Origin of the sequence: Paraglaciecola chathamensis S18K6 (assembly GCA_000314955.1) — a bacterium.
In the GTDB taxonomy this organism is placed as follows: Bacteria; Pseudomonadota; Gammaproteobacteria; order Enterobacterales; family Alteromonadaceae; genus Paraglaciecola; species Paraglaciecola chathamensis.
The window spans coordinates 87144-108601 of sequence record BAEM01000007.1; the positions used below are offsets into that span (position 1 = coordinate 87144).

Sequence of the window (21458 nt, forward strand, 5' to 3'; positions counted from 1 at the left end):
GCAGCCGGCAAAAACAAGCGTTCAAGAAAGAAATGTTATTTAATTGTTAACAGTAAACCTGTTTATACTTAATATTATGAGACGTAGAGCGCTCATCTGCAAAAATGTACACCAGCGAAAAACTCAAAAAAACAAATGAAAATAACACTAAAAAACAACAGATTAGACTAATACCGCAGTTAACCTGACGTACTAGAAAAGCCCAAATCGCCCCAAATATTTCACTACATTGATAAATCTCACGATTTATATGTGAATTTTCTTTACATAAAAGAAACAACTCCATATACTTATCGATATATAAAAATGACATTTTATATATAATACGAAAAACACACACAAACATTTAGTCATACTTGACTTACACAGAGCCGGATTTTCAAACGGATCTAACGGCTCCAAGGTCGGTATTGAATAGGAGAACTAATAAATGTCTGCAAGTTTCAAATTAAAGCCACTCGTCCTTGCGATGATGCCTCTTTTATTTGCTTCCAACTCTGCAACTGTATTTGCTCAAGATACCGATGCGCAGAACACACCCAGCGAAGAAGAGAAAAAGAAAAAAGCTGAAGAAGATTTAGAGGTCATCAAAGTTTCAGGCTATAGAGGAAGCGTTATTCGCTCAATCAACGCCAAGAAATTTTCTGACGGGGTGCAAGATTCGATATTTGCAGAGGATATAGGTAAGTCAACCGACCAAAACATTGCTGATGCGTTATCTCGGGTAACCGGTGTAACGGTGCAAGAAGCTGACGGTGAAGGTACACGTATTTCTGTTCGTGGTGCAGGTGCTGCACTAAACCAAATCTCCCTTAACGGCGTAGCGCTTACATCTGGGCTCAACGGCTCTGGCTCAAATCAAAGTGTGTCAGATGAAAGTGTCGATTTAAGCACATTCTCATCGGACATTTTATCGTCTATTAACGTGATCAAAACCGCAGCGGCGGATCACGATGAGGGTTCGCTAGGCGCCAACGTTATTCTTAAAACATTTAAGCCTTTGAGTGTTGAAGAAGACCGCCGTTCCATTGAAATTCAGGGTAGACACAATGAATATGCAGAAAAAAATAACTACAAACTAAGTGGTACGTTTTCTGAAAAGTTCCTTGATGACAATTTAGGCATCATAGTGACTGCGTCAAAAGAAACCCAAGATACACGTCGCGATTCATTAGGCGGAGACTGGCTTTCGCCGTATAAAGTAGCCCGTATTCGTGAAGGCGGCGCAACCAACCTAGACGGCGAAGTCATTGGTGAAGAACGTGATGCGCTAATCGCCAACGGTCGCTCTTTTAATACTTTTGTGAACACTCGCGACCGCGATACGCTGACTATGGGCATTCAGTTCTTACCCACAGATGTAACAGACGTGCAGTTAGACTTGAGCTATTCAAAACAAACGTTTGAGCAAGACTCTCATAGCATATACGTCACCACACCCGATTTGTCCGTTCTAGGTTCTGCGGTTACCAACTTTTACAATACCGAATTCAACGGTACCATTCCTGAAACACAAGCACACCTAGGAACAGTCTTTACCGATCCGCAGCAAGACTGGTGGATACTCGACGAAGCAAACAATACGCTCGTCAAGTCAATCAACCGCTTTGCATCAGGTGGATTCTCGCGCCAGCTATCTGGTAATGAAACCGAGAACAAGGTCGCAACCTTAAAAATCAATCACGAGATCACCGAAGACTTATTGGTTGAGTTCACCGCTGGTTATTCAAGAACGGATTTTGAATCACTACCGAACGCCTCGGTTAGAACGCAAAACTGGAACAAGGTGCCTATTCCAGATTTAGCTGAAGTTCCAGTGGTTGACCCGAACGGCAATGCTGTATTGCAACCTGTTGGTTTTGATTGCAGCACGGGCCAATGCGTATTAGTTACTGGCGACCAACCGGTATCATATGTACCGACTAATGCTGGCAGCGCAGCGTCGAACATATCCCCCACAGGGTTTAGCCCTTATGACTTAAATGCTAACCATTTGGGTGGCTTATCCCGCTACAATGAAGAGCAAATTGATACCAACAAGTCTGTGTTTTTAGATTTTGACTGGGCAGTTGATTTTGTGGGTGTCAACAAAGTTGAGTTTGGACTTAAATACTCTAGTCGTGATAAAGAAGTTTTCACTGACTATCAGGACTTCTCAAATACCGACGATATTGTGTTAAACCCTGAGACGGGTGAAGTTATTTCAGGTTTGGGCCAAGGTGATATTACCGTCGCTGATTTCACTACAGGAACCGGCTTACCTGTTAGTAATTTCTTTGAAGATTTACTCGGTTCAAACGCCAGTGAGTACAACACCAACTACCTTAATGGTTGGGCTATTCTAGACCCAGAAAAAGCATTCGCTGAGCGCTTCCAGATCCCGAATTCTGTGTTAGTGAGCAATAACAATGGTGATAGACAGATCACCCAAGACAACGTTTCAGCTTACGCCAAACTAAACTTCGAATATTTCGATTCAAAACTCACCGGTAATATTGGTGTGCGTTATGTGAAAACAGAGAATACCTCGATTGGTAATTCAACCTTTACCTTCAATGGACAAAACGTTGCTTTTGACCCAGTGGCGCTTATTTATGATAAACAGTTAGCCAATACGTCTTTGGCGCCGTGTCCAGAAGCGGTATTTATTAACGGGTCAGTGGTCAACGCCGACCCGAATATTTATCCTTGTTATGACTCTGGTTTTTCAGGGATCGTAACTAACCCCGCAGGTGATTCCGTAGATAGAGGGTTTGCTGTTGAGTATGACGCAGATGGCAATGTTGTGAGTCAAGTGGGTCAATACCCACAAAACGAACCCGTCACTAACAACTCTCGTAGCTGGTATGGGCTTTTGGACCACAGAGATACCTCAACCCAAGGTGCTAGCGCCCAAGAATTACTCGACGCAGGTTTGATTTCTTCTCTTAGAGAAGTGAACAACCGAGCATTCGCAGGCACAGGCGAAAACGAATCTGAAATTTGGTTACCTAGCGCGAACTTAAACTACGCCATCAATGATGAATTGATCGCCCGCTTTGCCGCGTCAAAAACCATGGCACGTCCCAGATTTGACTCGCTAACACCTGGCTTTAGTGCCAGTGAAAACCCATGGGGCGTTGATTCAAGTAGTATTCGTACTAACAACCCAAGACTTCAGCCTCTTACGTCAAACAACATCGATATTTCATTGGAGTGGTATTTCAATAAAGCCGGTTTAGTATCAGTCGCACTGTTTAGAAAAGACATGAAAAACTTTGAGGAGCGCGTAAGTGCCGAGGTTTATCTGAAAGATATTCGAACTGACTATGGGCTAGAGTCAATATCTCTTGATGAAGTGGTCATCAATCCAGGTGCTGAAACGGAAGTCATTAACCCGAATGATGGCCGCGTTACACTGGTAAACGAAGTTACGCCATTTAATAGCGACTGTTTACCTTTCAGGGTCGTGCAGGTACAAATAGCCGACGTACTGCCGGTGGAATGTCGCAACTTCCAAGCCAGTGTGTTGCGTAATGGTAAAGGCTCTCTGACTCAGGGCTTAGAATTTTCCTACAACCAATCTTACGATTTCCTACCCGGTTTTTGGTCCGGCCTTGGGGTTAACTTTAACTACACCTTTGCTGATTCAGAAAACGACTCAGACTTTGATGAAACCCTTCAACGCGTGGTTCAACCTGTACCGCAGGCATATACGCCAAGGCACAGCGCGAATACAACTTTGTTCTGGGAGAAAAACGGCCATCAGTTACGTTTAACGCATAGGTTCAACTCAGATCAATTCGTTGGCGAAGTAACCAACGGCAACGCTTGGCAAGATTCCACCACTAGGCTTGATTTTAGCGCCACCTACAAATGGGACGAGAACATTACGTTTACGCTCCACGCGCTGAATCTTACTGATGACATTACTCGCACGTATTTCACATCTCGAGACATTACCCTCAGAGATGCTGATGGCAACGTGACTATATTGAGCGAAGGCAACGCCTTGACGGATGACGTTTATGAAGGGCGAACAATCGCGGAATATAAAACAGGTCGTCAATTCCGTGTTAGCGCCAGAGTGAATTTCTAAGGTTCATAAATCGTATTGTCGCGCTTGTTATAACCAAAGGTTAAACGAGCGCCAAAAATTGGAGAATTAGTAAGATGTACACAAACTTACTTAAAAAATGTAGTTTAGGCTTAGCTGTATCTTTAGCATTGACCGCGTGTGGAGAAGGCGATGGCACGCAGAAATTATTCGGTGACGACGTACCTGCGCCGCAGGTCGCTCAGTCCAATCCTACCTTAACCTTTGACGAAGGTGAGGTCGTCACCGTGGATTTAACTGAAGGGGTTACAAACCCTGCAGACACCCCTATTTTTATTCGAAAACTCACCTACCTTGAAAAGGTCATAGACGAGTTTGGTAATGAAATACCTGGGCCTGACGGTCTCGTTCAAAACCTATTCGTGGGACCACCGCTACCTAACAGAGCGGTAACCGCCATTGAAAACGAGCTCACCTTTGACGGTACTGCGTTCGAAGATGTGCTTGTTCACCCTTATACCGTTGAACAAAGAGACGCGTTAATCGAGCAAATCAATACGCAAAACAGTGAAATTGAAGCGAGCAACAATGCCGACGATGACATAAGCAATGATGAACCACTGATTACCGTGCCTCCAGAGCTCTATTCACAAGGTATATATCGCTTTACCTATTCAGTTGATAACGGCGCTGATACCCAACCGGAAGTGGAATTGACAATAACCGTTAACGGGGTAGAAGTTAAACCGGAAGCAATCAATTTAATCAGTGATGCCAATGTAGAAGTCGCAAAAGGCTATACCGCACAAATCAACGCGAATTTAACGCCAGCTAACACGACCTACATCAACCCCGTATTCACCAGCTTAGATCCGCAAGTTGCCTCAGTCAGCGCGCAAGGTCTTATTACGGGTGTTGAACTGGGTACCTTTACCATTTTAGTTGCTAGCCAAGATGGCGCTTTAACTACAGAGGTAACAGGTGAAGTGGTACCGCTAACTGACCCGACCGGTATTGCGATTATCGATGACGATACAGCTGAAGAGCCAAATACCTTGGCCACCGTAGAAGTACAACTAGATACACCGTTGGATCTGGATTACCTGCTACTACCCGATACGGATGAAGTGGAATTTACCAGCAATGTGCTTTGGACATCATCAGACACTGAGAAACTTACAGTGGATGAAGATGGGCTGGTGACGCCACTGATGTATAACAATGCAGTGGATATGCAAGAAGATAATAAAGTGATTGTTACCGCCACGATTGAAGACACTAACTTAACCTATAACACCGAAGTGACTATTGTCCCAGGCACAAACCTAATGGCGGCAGGTAAGCGTGAGTTCTCATCTGATGATGCATTAGGAGAAGACTTCTTATTTGCCAGAACTGATGCCGGACAGGTCAACCTTGGGATAATAGAACTACGTGATGATGCTAACTCTATTGATGGCCAAAGCTTGTACGTCAACTCAATGGGAGGCAATGGTGTAAAAGCGCAGTTTTCACCTAAAGCGTTTGCCCATGCTGGTGTCGATACTTCTGTCGCCCATGAAGTGAGCTTCGATGTGCGCGTCATTCAAGGCAGCGCTATTCAAGTGTACTTCCAGTCTCCTGGGGTAATTAACTGGCAAACTACCGTGTTAAATGTCACACCTGAGCAAGTGGCAAATGGTGAGGTCGTGCGCTTTACTCACAGATTTAACAGCCCAGGGGAAAGTCGCAATGATGGTAGCTTCTACTTCAACTTCCATGTTGAGCCCAGCGTAGAAGCGTACATAGACAACCTGTCTTATGAAAATGTGGAATAACCTTTAATACCTACCTATTAAGCCCCGTTAATCGGGGCTTTGTCAGTAACACGCTTCATGTTTTTCACGTAAAAAGAAGTCGGTTACCTATATGAAAAAAACAGCTATAACAATATTAGGCGGCGGCACAGCAGGCTGGATGACGGCAGCTATTCTCGCCAAAGGATTACCTAAAGATAAATTTCATATTTGCTTAGTAGAAAGCTCTGACATCTCAAGTGTCGGCGTTGGCGAAGCCACTATTCCGCCCATGACATCATTACTGGCGTATTTAGAATTAGACGAAAGCAGCTTTTTAAAACGCCTTAATGGAACGTTCAAATATGGTATTCAGTTTGAAAATTGGTCTGAACTGGGCAATCAATATATGCATGCTTTTGGGGACATTGGCACGCCCCTTGGCACACTTTCGTTCACTCAAGCATGGCTCAAATCTGCGGCAGCATTAAACTTCACTGAGTTAGGCAGTTACATTCCAAGTGCAGTCGCTGCTAAAACTGGAAAGTTTCATCCTCCGGTGGATATCCCTCAAGGGGCTAACCCAACTCACTTCTACCCTCTTTCATTATTATTTTACGCCTATCAATTTGACGCTACTGAGCTTGCCAGCTTATTGAAAGAGTACGCGATTGACCGCTCGGTTGAGCACATAGAAGGTATGGTTAATCGGGTTAACAACAAACGAAATGGTGATATCTCAAGCTTAAGCTTACGTGATGGGCGCAATATTGCAGGGGATTACTTCGTAGATTGTTCAGGTATGCGCGGACGACTCAATAAGTCACATTTTGGATGCGAATTCGATGACTGGAGCAACGAACTTCCGTGTAATTCTGCTATCGCGGTACAAACCAAGCGAGACACGCCTGCTGCCCCCTACACTAAGTCAATAGCTATGAGTGCGGGCTGGCGCTGGGAAATTCCCCTGCGTGATCGAACAGGAAATGGGTACGTATTCTCAAGCCGATTTCTAACTGACGAGCAAGCGTTACAAGAACTGAATGAGGCACTTGCAGGTGAACAATTCATCACCGAGCCAAGGACCATTCATTTTAAAACAGGTTGTTTGACCACGCCTTGGCATCGCAACAGTATTGCCATCGGGCTTGCTAGCGGATTTACCGAGCCTCTGGAGTCAACCAGTATTCATCTTATTCACAAATACGCTCTCGAGCTAAAAGACGCGCTTTTATGTGGTCAAGACTTGGCTCACGAGGCCAAGCGTTTTAACCACATGTTTTATCAGGAGGCTTTAAGCATAAAAGACTTTTTGCTCGCGCACTACCATGTTTCTAAGCGCACCGATTCCCCGTTTTGGCAGCACTGCAAGAATATGCCTATTACGCAAACGTTGCAGAATTACTTGGCCGAGTTTGCTCGCAACGGCTACATTAACTTACCTGAAAGTAGTTTGTTTCCTTTTCAAAGTTGGTTTCAAGTGTTGGTGGGGCAAGGTTACTTGGCGGACTATTGCGCCTTTTCAGACAAACAGTTCGATGCGCAGCAAGCAAAGCCGTTCTTCAATAACGTGAAGCTCGCCATACAGTCAGAAGTCGCGCGCTTAGCACCGCATCAGTCTTACCTTCAATAGTAACTCACGACAATAACAAGGTGGCTTTTATGAAATACTCACTTAAATTTTACAGGCGTCGCACTTTAGCGCTTTTAATCACTGGTCTATTCACGGCGCAAGTATTCGGATTCGGTACCGATCCGGTATCCAGTTATCTCACTCAGGGCAAAGCGGTCGGTAATTGGAGTGCGTCGATAGGCAATGGCTTAAATTACTATATTCCCTTGGAAGACCAGCAAGCCGCCACAGTAAGGGGAAATCTAACGGTGCGCCCTGATAAACAAAACGCGAAAGGAGACGCCCTACATCTTAAATGGAAAGGCAGAAAAGTAAAAAATGAATGGGGTGGCAACGCGCTCTACGACAGCACCTTCAGTTTAGGAAGAAGCAATGCCGATATATCATCAGTGAAAGAGTTGGCAGCGTTAGTCCTTAACATAAAGGTGTTAAGAGCCCCCAATGCGCTGACTAAACTAACTCTACAATGCAAAAACTCAAATAAGTGCAAAAGTGAATTTCCCATCAATACTGCGCTGGGAAAATTACAAAAAGACCAATGGCTAAATGTGCCCATACCCTTGAGCTGTTTCGATAAATCTGGGCAGTTCGATTTTAGTAACCTAACCGGCATATCTATCGCCACCCAAGGAAAGATGGAGATTGTGCTGGCTAATGTCGGCCTAGCGCCTTTGCCTGACGGTATGTCTGGTTGTTAAGCCTAGATTGTTAAGCCTAGGTTGTTTTGCTGGCGGTATATCGCCAGCGGAAAAAAGCGCTTTACTCGCAAAAAGCACCTGTAAGCAAGGCTTGCTTACAGGTACTGCCTCTTACTGACTCTGTTGCCAAACTCGCACATATTTAACTCTATACTCTTTGTCAGTGCGGCTATCATCTGGTAAGGCTTTAAACCATTTATTCGATTCATTGTTAACGTTAATCGTCAGTGGCTGATGCCAGTGGGTATTTTCAACTTCTCGAAACATGAAACCATCAATAAAGAAGCGAATAACGTCTTTATTCCACTCTAATCCCCACACGTGATAGTCCGTTTGGATCTCATCTGGGTGGTAATACTTTTTCGGGTCAGAGAAGTGCTTCTTCACATTGCCGTGTTCCTTCGGTGAGCGAAATACATGAAGGTTACTGTTGATGTCATGACGTTGCCCTTCTACGCAAGGGCAATTTTCTTGTATATCGATTTCAGTCCACCAGTCTTTGGTGCCCATAGTAAGCCAAAACCCAGACACCCAAGGTGCATCCATCAGCTTGGCCTCTGATTCAAAATATCCGTACAGTATGCGCTCTTTCGTTTTAATAAACCCTGACGAGTGGGTATAGCCTTTAGGCAGCTTAGTATCGCCATGTTGGTTAATCGACATCACCAGCTCCCCCTCTTCTAAGCGAGCATTGTCTTTATGAAAGAAGGTCGGCTCCCTGCCCTTCCAACTGGGATTGCTGGGGTGCCAACGCTTGGTATCCAGTGTTTGCCCATCAAATTCGTCGGTAAATTGTGCGTTTAGGGTCCACTTTCCACTGTTGCTTTGATCCGACAACGGAAATTGTTGATTTTCCCTTTGCACTAAATCACTTCGTTTAATGACGTCGGTATAGCCGGGGGGCGGCACGGTCAACTCTTGGGCGTAGCTGAGCGTGCACAACGCCAAAGACAACCCACTGACAATAGTTTTCATCGTTGTTCTCATATTCAAAACGCCTTATTTGTTACTTTTCAAGGTAATTAGCGCGGGCTTTGCGCCTTGGGTATCCACCCGAAGAGTGATCTCTCCTGCTACATTCGTACTTTGAATAATGGCCAGCGCCCGCCCTTGATGAGGTAAAATATTGTCAGCTCGTTCATCTTGTACGCTGTTCTGCCAACCATTATCCACCGCCATCAAAGTGCCCGGCCCCGCCAGACGAAAGCTCACACTATCGTCGTGATTCAGTACGGTATTGCCATTTTTGTCCACCAGCCTGACATGCACATGGGCAACGTCATAACGATCTGCTTGCAGTTGTTTTTTAGACGATGTGAGTTCAATTGACGCGACAGATTGATGGGTATTTAGCGCATATTCAGCCACGGGTTGCCCATCATTGTAACCGACCACCTTTAGCTCACCTTCTTCGAAGGGTAACTGCCAAAACAAAATACGATTGTTGTCGTCACTGATTGACTGCTTACCCAGTGATTTGCCATTAAGAAATAATTCACTTTGCTCGGTGTTAGCATACACGTGCACGATAACGTCTTGTTGCGGTTGATAGTTCCAACTGTCGTCAACGTCGTACCATTCCCATGCTCTTAGCCATTGCATTTTTTCAATTGGGTGAGCACGTTCGTTAAACACCCAGCCATCATTTTCATCATACTGATATTCAGATTTAGCCGCGTCTATCGTCGCTAAGTAAACCTTTGGTTCATCAACCCAAAACCCTTCAAATTGATGACCTCGGGGGGTTTTGTTGCCCGCATAATCAAATAGTGAAATTTCCAGTCCTTTGCGTGGCCAAGGTCCCGCTTCTCCTTTGTAAGCAAAACCTGTCCAGATAAAGATCCCTGGGACAAATTCACGCTCTTTTGCCGCTTTCCACTCTGGCCAAGTTCCCCAATTCTCGGAGCCATAAATAGGTTTATCTGGGTACATTTCGTGGGCAGCATCGTATTCTTGTGAACGATAGTTAAACCCTGCTACATCCAGTGCATCGGTATAACCACTCACAAAATTAACTGACGGGGTGACCATGCCGGCTGTAACGGGTCTTGATAAGTCTAGTTTTTTAACAATGTTGGATAAGTATTTGGCCGTTCGCGCGAGGTGATCAACTTGCCCGCCTTTGTTCTTGGCAAACTCTTGTCGCACTCTAGCGGGATCGTAAACAGGCGGTCGCTTGCCGTGGTAATCTTTTTTCTCACCATCCCATTGCTGAGACGCATTATAAAATGGGTAGGTCCATTCTATTTCGTTGCCAATACTCCACATAATAATCGAAGGATGATTAAAGTCGCGACGGATCAGATCAGTTAGATCTCGCTCTGCCCAGCGAGGGAAGTGTTCAGTGTAAGATTTAACCGAATCTCCCTGGCCAGCATTATCACTTAAAAATACGACACTCTTGTCTTTAGGACGTAGCCAATCATCGAACATTTCAGCGATCACCAAAAAACCCATTTCGTCAGCCAAGTCGAGTAAGTCTGTCGAGTGTGGATTATGCGCCAGTCGCAGGGCATTCACGCCAACCGATTGAAGTTTTTCTAAACGGTAACGCCAGATCTCCTTGGGTACAGCAGCCCCTACAGCCCCAGCATCATGATGCAAGTTCACACCTTTGAGTTCTGTACTTTTGCCATTGAGTAGAAAGCCTCGGTTGGCATCAAACGCGATACTGCGAACGCCAAATCGCGTTCGTGTTGAATCAACAACCGCGTTTTTACGCCGCAGTGAGACTTCAGCGGTATATAAAGCCGGTTGCTCAAGAGACCATAATTGGGGCTGCTGTAGCGACAATTCACTGTCAATGTGTGTGGCATGAGATTTACTGACGTTAATTGATGAGGTTTCAACCTCATTGCCGTTAGGGTCAAGAATACGAATATCGAGATATAATTCCTTTTCTTTTTGACTTACCAGGTCAGTGAGCACCAACTTAGTATTGATGGCGAGGGTCGCTTTGTTCTTGCTCACCTTGGGCGTTAGTACTTGTACCCCCCAATGACCAATATGATTCTTATTGGTTTTGATTAACCGAACGTCACGGTATATCCCTGAACCTGTATACCATCTGGCGTCGTTATAGGCTGTGCGATTCACTTTCACGGTTACCACATTCTCACCTACCACGGCGTGCGACGTTAGGTCCACCGCGAAGCTGCTATAACCGTTGGGGCGCGCCCCAGCAAAATGGCCATTTATCCAAACTTCAGCATTGTTGTAAATGCCATCAAATTCAAACCACATTGCTTTTTGCACGTCGCTTTGGGACAGGTTAAAAGACTTTTGATACCAGCCTATTCCCCCTGCTTTAAAGCCTGTACTGGATGCGGTATTTTCTTTGCTGTAAGGCAAGTCTACTGACCAATCATGGGGTAGACGAATGTTTTCCCACTCTATGCCTTGAGCATTATCTGGGAGGAATGCCCCCTCAGCTTGGCCTAGATGAAACTGCCAGTTAAAATTGAAGTCTAGCGTTTTGCGTGCCTCAGTGTCGGCAAAAACAGAGCTGCAAAGGCAGCCGTAAAGCATTACGAATAGTGACCATTTTTTCATTTATTTCCCCTGACAAGTGGCGCAAGACGCTAGCAACCTAAAGAACCATCTAAAAATCACCTAGCAAACACGCAACATATTGTTGTTCCATCCTAATCAAGCTGCGCCAGGGTAAATACGATCGTTGCGACCAGAAATATCAGAATCATGTCTTTTGCTCGCTTAGAGCAACAGTGACAGATGTTAGCTTTGTTTTAGTGCAGCTAGAGCGTCATCATGCAATGGATAGTGCTTAGCACTGGTTTCAACAAAGTGCTTAATTTTTTGCATATCAATACGCATCGCAGTGGGCAGCGCATCAATAGTGTGCTCGCTTTCGGGAAATACGCCTTTTCCAGCAAGCAGGCACAGCCACGATTCATGACCAAAAAGTTGCAAACTCACGGCTTCCTCATCAAGCACACGTGGAACGCTTTTCCCTTGGTGCCACGTTGTTAAAATACGCTGTAACCGCCTTGAAGGAGTGTGGCTTCGAGCGGCTTTCCAATAGGGAGTGTCGTGGCGGCTATTCGCTAAATAGTGCAACTCTATATAGTCTCGAACGCAGCTAAATCTATCACTTAATTTGTTGTTGTACGCTGTTTGGTTTGAGTACCCAGCTTGGTCTGTGCTGTTATCGACTGCACTGACGAAATCCACAACCGACTGGGTAGCGAAATGCAATGCTGTGGCCTCAAGCGGCTCAATGAAGCCTTGAGATAAGCCCACTGCCAACACATTTTTTTCCCAGCCTTTGGCAAAATGCCCCACGCGCATTTTTAAATGATTAAACTGAGCGCTTTCAGGTAACGCTAAATGTCGCCTAAATTCCTCTTCGGCATCTTGTGGAGATTGAAAACGGCTACTGAATACATAGCCATTCCCAAAACGATTTGTAAGAGGTATGCGCCACGCCCAGCCACAAGAGAGCGCAGTTGAGAGCGTCATCGACGGCGTTGTGTCTTCACGTTCGGTAACTATGGTCACCGCAGAGTCATTCAACAAACTATCAGCAAAGCTGTTGTAGGGTACTTTCAAGGTCTTGCCCAATAGTAATGAGCGAAAACCAGAACAATCGACAAAAAAGTCAGCTTCGATTGTTTCCCCTGATTCAGTTACAACAGAAGCAATGCTGCCATCGTCTTTCTGCTTTACCTCATTTATCGTCGCCACCTGATGCGTTACATTCCACTGCAGGGCTTTTTTCTTTAAAAACTGAGCCAATAAAGTTGCATCAAAGTGATATGCATAAGCCATATCAAACGGATAGTGCTCGGGCTCAATGGGCGCTTTGCGTTGCTGCGCTAACTCACTGGCCAACAGGTATTGGTCAGGATGAGCATGAACGTCAAACCCGCGGTGTTTCAACTGAATATTCTGGAAAAACTCGTGCTGAAAATACTCATCTAACTGTGAGTAAAAAGGATGAAAGTAGCTCTTATAATTCGGATCAGACGACCAGTTTACGAAGCGAATACCCGTTTTGTAGGTTGCATTGCAGGCTGGCATCCATTCTTTTGCCTCTATACCCAACTGCTCAAAAAAACCTTTAATAGAGGGCGTTGTGCCCTCACCCACGCCTATGGTGCCAATCGCGTCAGACTCAATAATTTTGATCTCTAGATCGTAATCCTGCCACATTTTGGCCAAATAGCAGGCACTTATCCACCCGGCGGTGCCACCGCCAATGATAATTATTTTTTTAAACGGCAGTGATGTTTGCATGGTGTTTACCTTCAGCTATTAGGCTGTCATGTGTTTGAAAATTTAAACAACAACCTGCTAATTTTCTGCACATGTCTTGAATATTATCTTGTATAGCCCGCGATTTGGGATGGGGCTTTAACTCACCTGTAGGATAGTGGCCTAACCCAGAAAACAAGGCATACCAAGCTGTTAGGCCATTGATGTCTAAAACCGGTTCAACACTGAGATCTTCGCCACTCAGCCATTGGCTAAATAAAGAGCGGCCAATGGGGGTAAGCGCGTTCGCATCTTGGGGAGTTTGCCAATAAGGCGAGTTGCGGCGGCTGTTTAAAAGCTGCAATGTACTGTGATAAGAATGGGCATATACAAAACGGCTTTTTATTCTGTGATTGTAATTTTTGATCACATCTTTTGCATCATCAGGGCTTTGAATACTAGACACAAATTGCTCAAGCATAGCAAAAGTATGGGAAAGCTCGTGGTCTTCAGAGCCCTGTGTTAAGCCGCAGGCGGGGCCTACCGCTAAACAGTTATGAATCCAAGGTTGAGAAACGAGATAAGCTTGGCTCGCACTCAAATGGCGCTGTAACACCTTCTTGTATCCCTGCTGAGAAATGTGCCTTTCAAGGAGCTGAACAGCTTGCGGATCCTGAATAAATTTACTGCTGTAATGATACTGAAAATGCACAGCATCTTGTAAAGTGTATTGCAGCACAAAGCCGCAATCGAGTGCGGTTGTTACTACCTCACTGGCGCAGCACTCAGCCGCCAACGTATAGGTTAACACCCGATCATTTATTCTTACTTCTGGCAGGGTTTCCTGACGAAAATCGGGCATATTGCCTATGAGTAATTGCGCGCTTTGTGTGCAATCAAAAAAGTAATCTCCGCTCAAAATCTGATCTTCACATTCAATGTGCTTTAGCGTTCCATGCTGATCGAGCTGAAGTGTCTCTAGCGTACTTGGTAGCGTAGTTATGCTGTGTTCAGCTGCTATTTTTTGTAGCAAAGTGAACAAACAGTTGGCATCAACTTGGTACTGGTAATCTGTTTCAAAAGGAAAGTCTTGGGCTTTAGGGGACAAGTTTCTTTTGGCTAATGCTGCAGCAAAAAAGAAGTCATCTAATGACAAATCGAGTTGGTAGGCTTGGCGTTTTAATTTGCTCAGTTCAAGCATTAATGGTTGGTGTAGAATATCAACCTCAGACGCATTCGCTACGCTAAACTCTTGTTCACTAAAGCCAACATAACGATTACTCAACTTAAACGTTGCTTGTGTTTGCCTCATCCAGTTTGCTTCTGAATAACCGAAATGCTCCAGCAGTGTATTCAGTGTTTTCCCCGCGATGTACGCTTTAGGGGGAGAATCTTCTTCTTTTAGCCCAACCAGCGTAATCCCAGTAACCGCTGGCTTGTATGTTTTACGCAGCAGCAATGCTGTGAGCAAACCATGAACGTTTAGCCCTACAATGGTAATGTTCTGGGGGATTGGTAGCACGGGCTTTTACATCCTTAATCTAGTCTCTTATGTTCCCATTGCCAGGCTTCGAATCAAATCAAAGTTAAAAGCCATCATGAATCACATATAAATTAATGATTTTATATTAAAAAGAGCATACTGTGATAGCAGTTGTTCTAGTTGGTTCTGCTATCACTGATACAGACTCACCGACCTAAGCTGAAACAAATGTTTGTATGGTACTCTTTCATACCAACAAACTGCGTACGGGCATTCGTATATGCATTTAACTTATCGAGCATACTTATAGTGAGCGCGATACCCGTACAAACATATCATTGCAAAGCAAATGAGCGGTAACACGAAGGACGTTTGTACCGACGGGATCCCACTGATTAGCGCCGGCCCGTCAATCATGGAACCTTGCATAGGCGGCATAAGCGCACCACCAACAATAGCCATAACCAAACCAGCGGACGCTAGGCTAGCATCTTCGCCCATTCCTTTGAGCGCAATGCCGTATATGGTTGGGAACATTAACGACATACACGCTGAGGTAGCGATTAAGCAGTACAACCCTGTGTACCCTCCGACGAAGATAGTACCTAGTGACAAAACAAAGCCGCCCATAGCCAATAGCATTAACAACTGCCCTGGTCTAAAGAAACCTAAAAGGAATGTACATATAAAGCGACTGGCTAAAAATATCCCCATGGCGACCATGTTATAACTTTGCGCTTCGGACGCACTGAGACCCACTGACGTCATTCCGTAATGGATCACAAATGTCCAGCACATGATTTGTGCTCCAACATAGAATGCTTGCGCGACAACGCCCTCTAAATAACATTTATTAGCAAATAAACGTTGAAAGGTACTTTTTAACTCAGAGGTAGTTAACGGTGCCGCATGTGACATGGTTTTCGGCAGTTTGCTGAATAGAAATACAAAAAACATAATTGCCACCACGACAGCAATCGCCACATATGGCCCACGCACTGTGATTAGGTCTGCTGCTTGCATCGCTTGGTGTTCAACAGGATTATTTTGCGCAAAATTATACAGAGCATCAGTTAGCTTACCGTCCACCTCTGAAGGTAGCATTTGGGCAAATTCAGGGTGCGCTGCTTTTTCTTGCTCTCTAAATGCTTCAACGCGCAATTCGCTAAGAATATAGCTACTTGCAACGAACATACCTGTTAATGAGCCTATAGGATTGAACGCTTGAGCTAAATTCAAACGCTGGGTAGATGTGTCTGGATGGCCCATGGACAACACGTAAGGATTGGCCGTCGTTTCTAGTAACGCCAGACCGCAGGTCAAAATCCATAATGCTGCCAAAAAGAAAGAGAATTCCATATATATCGATGCAGGAATGAAAAGGCTCGCACCGATGGCGTACAACCCCAAGCCAAGTAGAATTCCTGATTTATAAGAAAATCGGCGAATGAAAATAGCCGCAGGTATAGCCATAACGCCATACCCTAGATAAAAAGCAAATTGCACTAAGCTACTTTGCGCATTTGAAATCATAAAGATGTCTTTAAACGCTTTCACTAACGGGTTAGTGACGTCATTTGCAAAGCCCCACAAGGGAAACAATGAGGCAACCAATAGGAATGGGATAATATATTTCGCTTCCAAAATACTGGGTTTGGATTCTTCCTTTTTATGTTCTGGCGCGACCTCTACGGCTTGCTCTACCCCGATTGCCATTTTACCCCCTTGCTTTTACAAATATTATTTTAGAACCATTGCTTTCATAACTTTTAATTTTATGAGTAGTATTCTTTTTTTATATGCAAATTAAATGACGTATCATCTAACTTAACTAAAATTTTACATTTCATCTACTTTAAACTTAAAACCTTACTATGTCGACAAATCTGTGCAGTAAAATCATGAATAATTAGAATTATTCAACAAACAGTGCATTTTTTACATATAAATAGTATATTTCATATAAAAATATTCGAGGTGAGATATGCAGGAAACAATCAGCAAAGAACTATTGGAAAAAACCGCTCGTCAGCAGCGTTCTGTCCTTCAAGTGCATAAGCAAGATAATGTGTTGATAGCATTAAAAGACTTAGCCAAAGGCGAACAAGTCAATTACAACGAAACCACCCTAACCGTTCAAGAAAATATCAAAGCCGGTCATAAAATCGCGATGCGTGACTTTGAAAAGGGTGAGACAGTCGTGAAATATGGTTATGGCATTGGCAGTACCACCCAAGCCGTTAATGAAGGCGCACATATTCATAGTCACAATCTTGCTACTGATTTAGATGGCTCAGAAACTTACCATTATGCTCCCTCGCAGATGACGGTCGAGACTCCCTCCAGAATGCCTACCTTTAAAGGGTACAAACGCCAATCAGGCCACGTGGGGGTCAGAAACGAAGTGTGGATAATCAACACGGTTGGTTGTGTGAACCAAGCAGCAACGCGTATTGCACAGTTGGCAAAAAGGCAATTTGCAGCCCGAGCTGATGACTTTATCGCTAATACTCATCCCTTTGGGTGCTCACAATTAGGTGACGATTTAAACAATACCCGAAATATATTAGCCAGTTTGATGCAAAACCCCAATGCAGGTGGGGTACTTGTCATTGGTTTAGGTTGTGAGAACAACCAGCTTGATGCACTTATCCGCAGTTCTCCCACTATTGACCCCAGTCGCTTACGCTTTTTTAACTCCCAAGAAGTCGAAGATGAGGTTGAAGTCGGTCTAGCGCTTGTTGAGGAGTTACTCGATGAAATGGCTACTGATCAACGAGAAGATCTACCCGTTTCTTCTCTAACCTTGGGCATGAAGTGCGGTGGTTCAGATGGCTTTAGCGGGTTAACAGCCAATGCCATAGTCGGCAGAGTATCTGACAAATTAACCGGCTTTGGTGGGCGGGTGATACTCACAGAAACACCGGAAATGTTTGGCGCTGAGCAAGTACTGTTAAACAGAGCTAACAGTGAAGCGACCTTCAACAACATCGTAAAATTGGTCAATGATTTTAAGCAGTATTTTATTGCGCAAAATCAGCCTATCTATGAAAACCCTTCACCAGGCAACAAGGCCGGTGGCTTAACAACATTAGAAGAAAAGTCGCTAGGGGCGATTCAAAAAGGTGGAAAGGCAATCATTAATGAAGTCATAGATTATGGCCAGCGTGCATCCACAGGCCAAGGCATGACACTATTGCAAAGCCCAGGTAATGATGCGGTTTCCTCAACCGCGTTAGCCGCTGCTGGTGCAAATATTGTGCTGTTCACCACAGGACGCGGCACCCCTTTGGGATTTCCCGTACCGACTGTGAAAATCGCATCTAACTCGGATTTAGCCGTACGTAAGAAGCATTGGATTGATTTTAACGCGGGTAAAATATTGGATGAGGACATTGACATTGACCAATGCGCAGACGAGCTTTTTGAGTGTATTTTGGCGATTGCATCGGGTCAGAAAACCAGAAATGAAGAGAATGAGAACCGTGAAATGGCCATATGGAAAAATGGCGTTACGTTATAAAAATTGAAGCATGAAAATCGAAGCGCCGGAGTCAATCCTATCCGGCGTTTCACGCACGACTAAAAAGATTACCTGTCTTGGTTTTGTTCATAGCCAGAGGGCCACGTACAAGGAACATCTGCGAAAATCTGCTGAATTTCACTCACCAACGCCGCGTCGGCTTGCCTTGAGGCCCACTCAACATTTTTGGCAATATTCGCCGGGTTTGCAGTTCCCACCAAGGTAGAAGCAATGGATGGATGGTCAATTGCAAACTGCAGCGCTAAGGCTGTGATATCTACCCCCTTGGATTGACAAAGACTGACCGCTTTCAAGCTTGCTTGCTTGAGCTGCTCATTTCCAGGATGCCAATCAGGTGCCCCACGCTCAGTTAATAACCCCATACCTGTAGGTGAGGCATTAATAATGCCTACCGATGCCTCATCGAGTTTTGGGATAATGGATGTCAATGAGCTGTCGTACAAGGCATAGCGACAGTAGGTTAAGATGCAGTCAATCTCGTATTGGCTGATAACCTCACTAAACACCTTCAGAGGATAACCCGTTACCCCTGCATAGCGTATCCTACCTGTTTTTTTGAGTGCTAATAAACAAGGAATACTCTCTTCTAACACTTGGCGCATGTCAGCAAACTCAATATCGTGTAGAAACAGTATATCTACCTCATTGACGCCCAAGCGAGCGCAACTTTCATCAAGGCTTGCTTCAATTCGCTGCGCAGAAAAATCAAAGTCAGCGAAATCAGGCCCGTAACGGCCGGCTTTAGTCGATAGAATATACTTATCTCGAGAAATACCTTTTAATGCTTTGCCCAGCACAGTTTCGGCCACTGTATCGCCGTAATAAGGCGACACATCAAGGTAGTTAATTCCTAAATCTAGTGCGCTGTGAACCGTCTTTATACCTTCTTGTTCACTGATGTTTCTAAAAACACTGCCTAACGGAGAAGCGCCATAGCTGACTTGGGATAGTTTAAGATCTGTCTTTCCTAATTGCCTATAATTCATAATAACCTCACTACAATCGGTAGAATCGTTCGGCGTTTAAGCCAAATATGTGCTGCGAAAATTCTGGGTACATACGTGCGACGTAACGCTCAACGATCTGTATTACTTCAGGGTAGGTTGCGGCGAGCTGGCAAACAGGCCAGTCAGAGCCGAACATGACGCGTTCGGGGCCAAATGCAGAGAACACGACGTCCATAAATGGAATAAAATCTTCTTCTTGCCATTTTTGATGATTAGCCTCAGTCACCATACCGGAGATCTTGCAATACACGTTTTGCTTCTCAGCAATGCTCTGCATGTGCTCTTTCCATTTAGCAAAACCGTCGCCGTTAGCAATATCAGGCTTTGCAATGTGATCAATAACAATTCTGTGTTGAGGCAATTTATCTAGCAACTGACGCGCTTGTGGTAATTGAGAGGCGACAATCAGCAAGTCATAGGCGTAGTCATATTGGTGCAACAACGTTAAGCCTTTGATAAAACTGGCTTGCAACATAAAGTTCGGGTCTGACTCATCTTGGATCACATGCCGAAAGCCTTTTAATACCGATGCACTTTGCCAACGCTGTAACTGTTCTTCTAATGTTGGGCTCATCAAATCAACCCAACCGACTACCCCTTTGATCAAAGGGTGCTCGAGCGCTAGAGAAAGCAGCCATTGGGTTTCAACCGTCGATTGTCGCGCTTGCACAACTACAGTGCCATCTATCCCTTGTCCGTTAAGCTCAGATTGTAATGCTGGGGGTAAATAGTCGCGCTTTAAAACACGCTCATTTTCGCCAATCCAGTCGAATTCTTCTGGGCTATAAACCCAAAAATGTTGGTGTGCATCAATCCTCATCACTCATCCATTTCTACCACGGCTTTAATCACACCGTTTTCTGGTTTTGTCCATTGATTAAAATCTTCAAATAACTCGCTAAATTTACCCGTATGGGTAATGAGTGAACTACTCACCACTGAGCCATTTTTCAGGCAGCTCACAACAAATTCGAAATCCTGAGCAGTCGCGTTACGGCTGCCTAAAAGTGTGGTTTCTCGCTTATGAAACTCAGGGTCGTCAAAGCAAATACTTTTCTTAATTACGCTAATAAATACGATTTTGCCGCCATGGGCCAAATTAGTAAAGGTTGACTGCATTGCATTCACATTGCCAGTGCAATCCATTATTACGCTTGGGTATTGTCCGTCAGTCAGTGCTGCTAATTGCGCATTCACATCACCTGATGCATCCACCACACCGTCTAAGCTATATGCTTCTTTACAGAACTTAAGCTTGTCTTCTCGGATATCAGACACGAACACTTTGGCGCCTGCGACTTTAGCGAACTGAGCGGTGCCTAGCCCTATCGGGCCCGCTCCTTGAACCAGTACAGTGTCATGTTCACTTAATTGTGCCCGTCTAACGGCATGGGCGCCAATGGCCAGACACTCAATTATCGCCATATCATTAAATGTGAGCCCATCAGCTATCACAACAGCAGAAGCCGGTACACAGATATACTCGCTCATGCCGCCATCTCGGTGCACACCAAGCACTTCAATATTGGTACAGCAGTTCGGCTTGCCGTTATTGCACGCGATACAGTCACCGCAATTCAAATAAGGAATAATATAAACTGATGAGCCTACAGGTAAGTCAACACCCTCACCAAGGCTAGCGATTGTGCCTGACAATTCATGGCCTAAAACCCGAGGATATTCAAAGAAGGGTTGGTTCCCGCCAAAGGCGTGTATATCAGTACCGCAAATACCAATAGATTTAATTTTAACTAGCACTTCGCCTGCGCTGGGTGAAGGTCTTTCGACTTCTCGTTTTTCTAAAATACCGGGCTCAATACATACGATAGTTTTCATCAAAGGGGATCCTAAGCGGTCTTTGTTTAATCTAGTCATATGAAAATCATAACACTTGAGACAAAAAACTCTAACTAATTTTTCGTATATGAATACTTTTATTTATATTTAAGCCGCGAAGGGAGCCTCAGACAAATATCGAATATACCCACTGTAGTTTCTCAAAACCTCAAGTTAGCTGCACCATTGAGACGAACACACTCAATATATTATGCCGCCAAACAGGGCGAAA

13 protein-coding genes are annotated in these 21458 nt (G+C 44.6%); 5 read left to right on the top strand and 8 right to left on the bottom strand.

Features of this window, described 5'->3' with window-relative positions; genetic code table 11:
- Window positions 1-430 precede the first annotated feature (430 nt).
- From GCHA_RS02240 to GCHA_RS02255, 4 genes are all read left to right on the top strand, one after another.
- A complete protein-coding gene (locus GCHA_RS02240; RefSeq protein WP_007984579.1) occupies window positions 431-4078 on the top strand; it encodes a TonB-dependent receptor in 3648 nt (1215 codons plus the stop codon).
- Between the two features lie 74 nt (window positions 4079-4152).
- The gene (locus tag GCHA_RS02245) at window positions 4153-5853 is read left to right on the top strand and encodes an Ig-like domain-containing protein (protein WP_007984582.1); all 1701 of its coding nucleotides are present in this window, start codon (window positions 4153-4155) and stop codon (window positions 5851-5853) included.
- Between the two features lie 91 nt (window positions 5854-5944).
- Window positions 5945-7444 (top strand): tryptophan halogenase family protein, encoded by a 1500-nt coding sequence (locus tag GCHA_RS02250; RefSeq protein ID WP_007984584.1) that lies wholly within the window; start codon window positions 5945-5947, stop codon window positions 7442-7444.
- A 29-nt stretch (window positions 7445-7473) separates the two neighbouring features.
- Window positions 7474-8142 carry a putative glycoside hydrolase gene (locus GCHA_RS02255; protein ID WP_007984585.1) on the top strand — a complete coding sequence of 223 codons (669 nt, stop codon included), beginning with the start codon at window positions 7474-7476 and terminating at the stop codon, window positions 8140-8142.
- Between the two features lie 111 nt (window positions 8143-8253).
- Here the strand turns inward: GCHA_RS02255 and GCHA_RS02260 are convergent, their stop codons facing one another.
- The 5 genes from GCHA_RS02260 to fucP form a co-directional block, all read right to left on the bottom strand.
- Entirely contained in the window at window positions 8254-9129 is an 876-nt protein-coding gene (locus GCHA_RS02260; protein ID WP_007984588.1) for a family 16 glycosylhydrolase, read from the bottom strand.
- 12 nt (window positions 9130-9141) lie between these two features.
- Window positions 9142-11694 (bottom strand): glycoside hydrolase family 2 TIM barrel-domain containing protein, encoded by a 2553-nt coding sequence (locus tag GCHA_RS02265; RefSeq protein ID WP_007984590.1) that lies wholly within the window; start codon window positions 11692-11694, stop codon window positions 9142-9144.
- A gap of 183 nt (window positions 11695-11877) precedes the next feature.
- A complete protein-coding gene (locus tag GCHA_RS02270; protein WP_007984592.1) occupies window positions 11878-13398 on the bottom strand; it encodes a tryptophan halogenase family protein in 1521 nt (506 codons plus the stop codon).
- Window positions 13376-14878 (bottom strand): tryptophan 7-halogenase, encoded by a 1503-nt coding sequence (locus GCHA_RS02275; protein WP_007984594.1) that lies wholly within the window; start codon window positions 14876-14878, stop codon window positions 13376-13378. The genes GCHA_RS02270 and GCHA_RS02275 overlap by 23 nt, the downstream gene beginning before the upstream one ends.
- A gap of 252 nt (window positions 14879-15130) precedes the next feature.
- On the bottom strand, window positions 15131-16555 hold the full coding sequence (gene fucP / locus GCHA_RS02280; protein ID WP_007984595.1) for an L-fucose:H+ symporter permease: 1425 nt from the start codon (window positions 16553-16555) through the stop codon (window positions 15131-15133).
- A 268-nt stretch (window positions 16556-16823) separates the two neighbouring features.
- On the opposite strand from fucP, the gene GCHA_RS02285 reads away from it, so the two are divergent.
- Window positions 16824-18362: a UxaA family hydrolase gene (locus GCHA_RS02285; RefSeq protein WP_007984597.1), complete on the top strand. Its 1539-nt coding sequence runs from the start codon at window positions 16824-16826 to the stop codon at window positions 18360-18362.
- Between the two features lie 68 nt (window positions 18363-18430).
- On the opposite strand, the gene GCHA_RS02290 is transcribed toward GCHA_RS02285, so the two are convergent.
- Genes GCHA_RS02290 through GCHA_RS02300 form a run of 3 tightly spaced genes read right to left on the bottom strand, consistent with a single transcriptional unit; the run spans window position 18431 to window position 21226 of the window.
- The gene (locus tag GCHA_RS02290) at window positions 18431-19369 is read right to left on the bottom strand and encodes an aldo/keto reductase (protein ID WP_007984599.1); all 939 of its coding nucleotides are present in this window, start codon (window positions 19367-19369) and stop codon (window positions 18431-18433) included.
- Between the two features lie 10 nt (window positions 19370-19379).
- Complete coding sequence (locus GCHA_RS02295; RefSeq protein WP_007984600.1) at window positions 19380-20210, bottom strand: L-fucono-1,5-lactonase; 831 nt, start codon at window positions 20208-20210, stop codon at window positions 19380-19382.
- On the bottom strand, window positions 20210-21226 hold the full coding sequence (locus GCHA_RS02300; protein WP_007984601.1) for a zinc-binding alcohol dehydrogenase family protein: 1017 nt from the start codon (window positions 21224-21226) through the stop codon (window positions 20210-20212). Before GCHA_RS02300 ends, GCHA_RS02295 begins: the two co-directional genes overlap by 1 nt.
- Window positions 21227-21458 lie beyond the last annotated feature (232 nt).

Coding starts and splice junctions, on each gene's coding strand:
- GCHA_RS02260 (WP_007984588.1), bottom strand. CDS start 9,129: ATGAGAACAACGATGAAAACTATTGTCAGTGGGTTGTCTTTGGCGTTG.
- GCHA_RS02240 (WP_007984579.1), top strand. CDS start 431: ATGTCTGCAAGTTTCAAATTAAAGCCACTCGTCCTTGCGATGATGCCT.
- GCHA_RS02290 (WP_007984599.1), bottom strand. CDS start 19,369: ATGAATTATAGGCAATTAGGAAAGACAGATCTTAAACTATCCCAAGTC.
- GCHA_RS02265 (WP_007984590.1), bottom strand. CDS start 11,694: ATGAAAAAATGGTCACTATTCGTAATGCTTTACGGCTGCCTTTGCAGC.
- GCHA_RS02270 (WP_007984592.1), bottom strand. CDS start 13,398: ATGCAAACATCACTGCCGTTTAAAAAAATAATTATCATTGGCGGTGGC.
- GCHA_RS02255 (WP_007984585.1), top strand. CDS start 7,474: ATGAAATACTCACTTAAATTTTACAGGCGTCGCACTTTAGCGCTTTTA.
- GCHA_RS02295 (WP_007984600.1), bottom strand. CDS start 20,210: ATGAGGATTGATGCACACCAACATTTTTGGGTTTATAGCCCAGAAGAA.
- GCHA_RS02245 (WP_007984582.1), top strand. CDS start 4,153: ATGTACACAAACTTACTTAAAAAATGTAGTTTAGGCTTAGCTGTATCT.
- GCHA_RS02250 (WP_007984584.1), top strand. CDS start 5,945: ATGAAAAAAACAGCTATAACAATATTAGGCGGCGGCACAGCAGGCTGG.
- GCHA_RS02285 (WP_007984597.1), top strand. CDS start 16,824: ATGCAGGAAACAATCAGCAAAGAACTATTGGAAAAAACCGCTCGTCAG.
- GCHA_RS02300 (WP_007984601.1), bottom strand. CDS start 21,226: ATGAAAACTATCGTATGTATTGAGCCCGGTATTTTAGAAAAACGAGAA.
- fucP (WP_007984595.1), bottom strand. CDS start 16,555: ATGGCAATCGGGGTAGAGCAAGCCGTAGAGGTCGCGCCAGAACATAAA.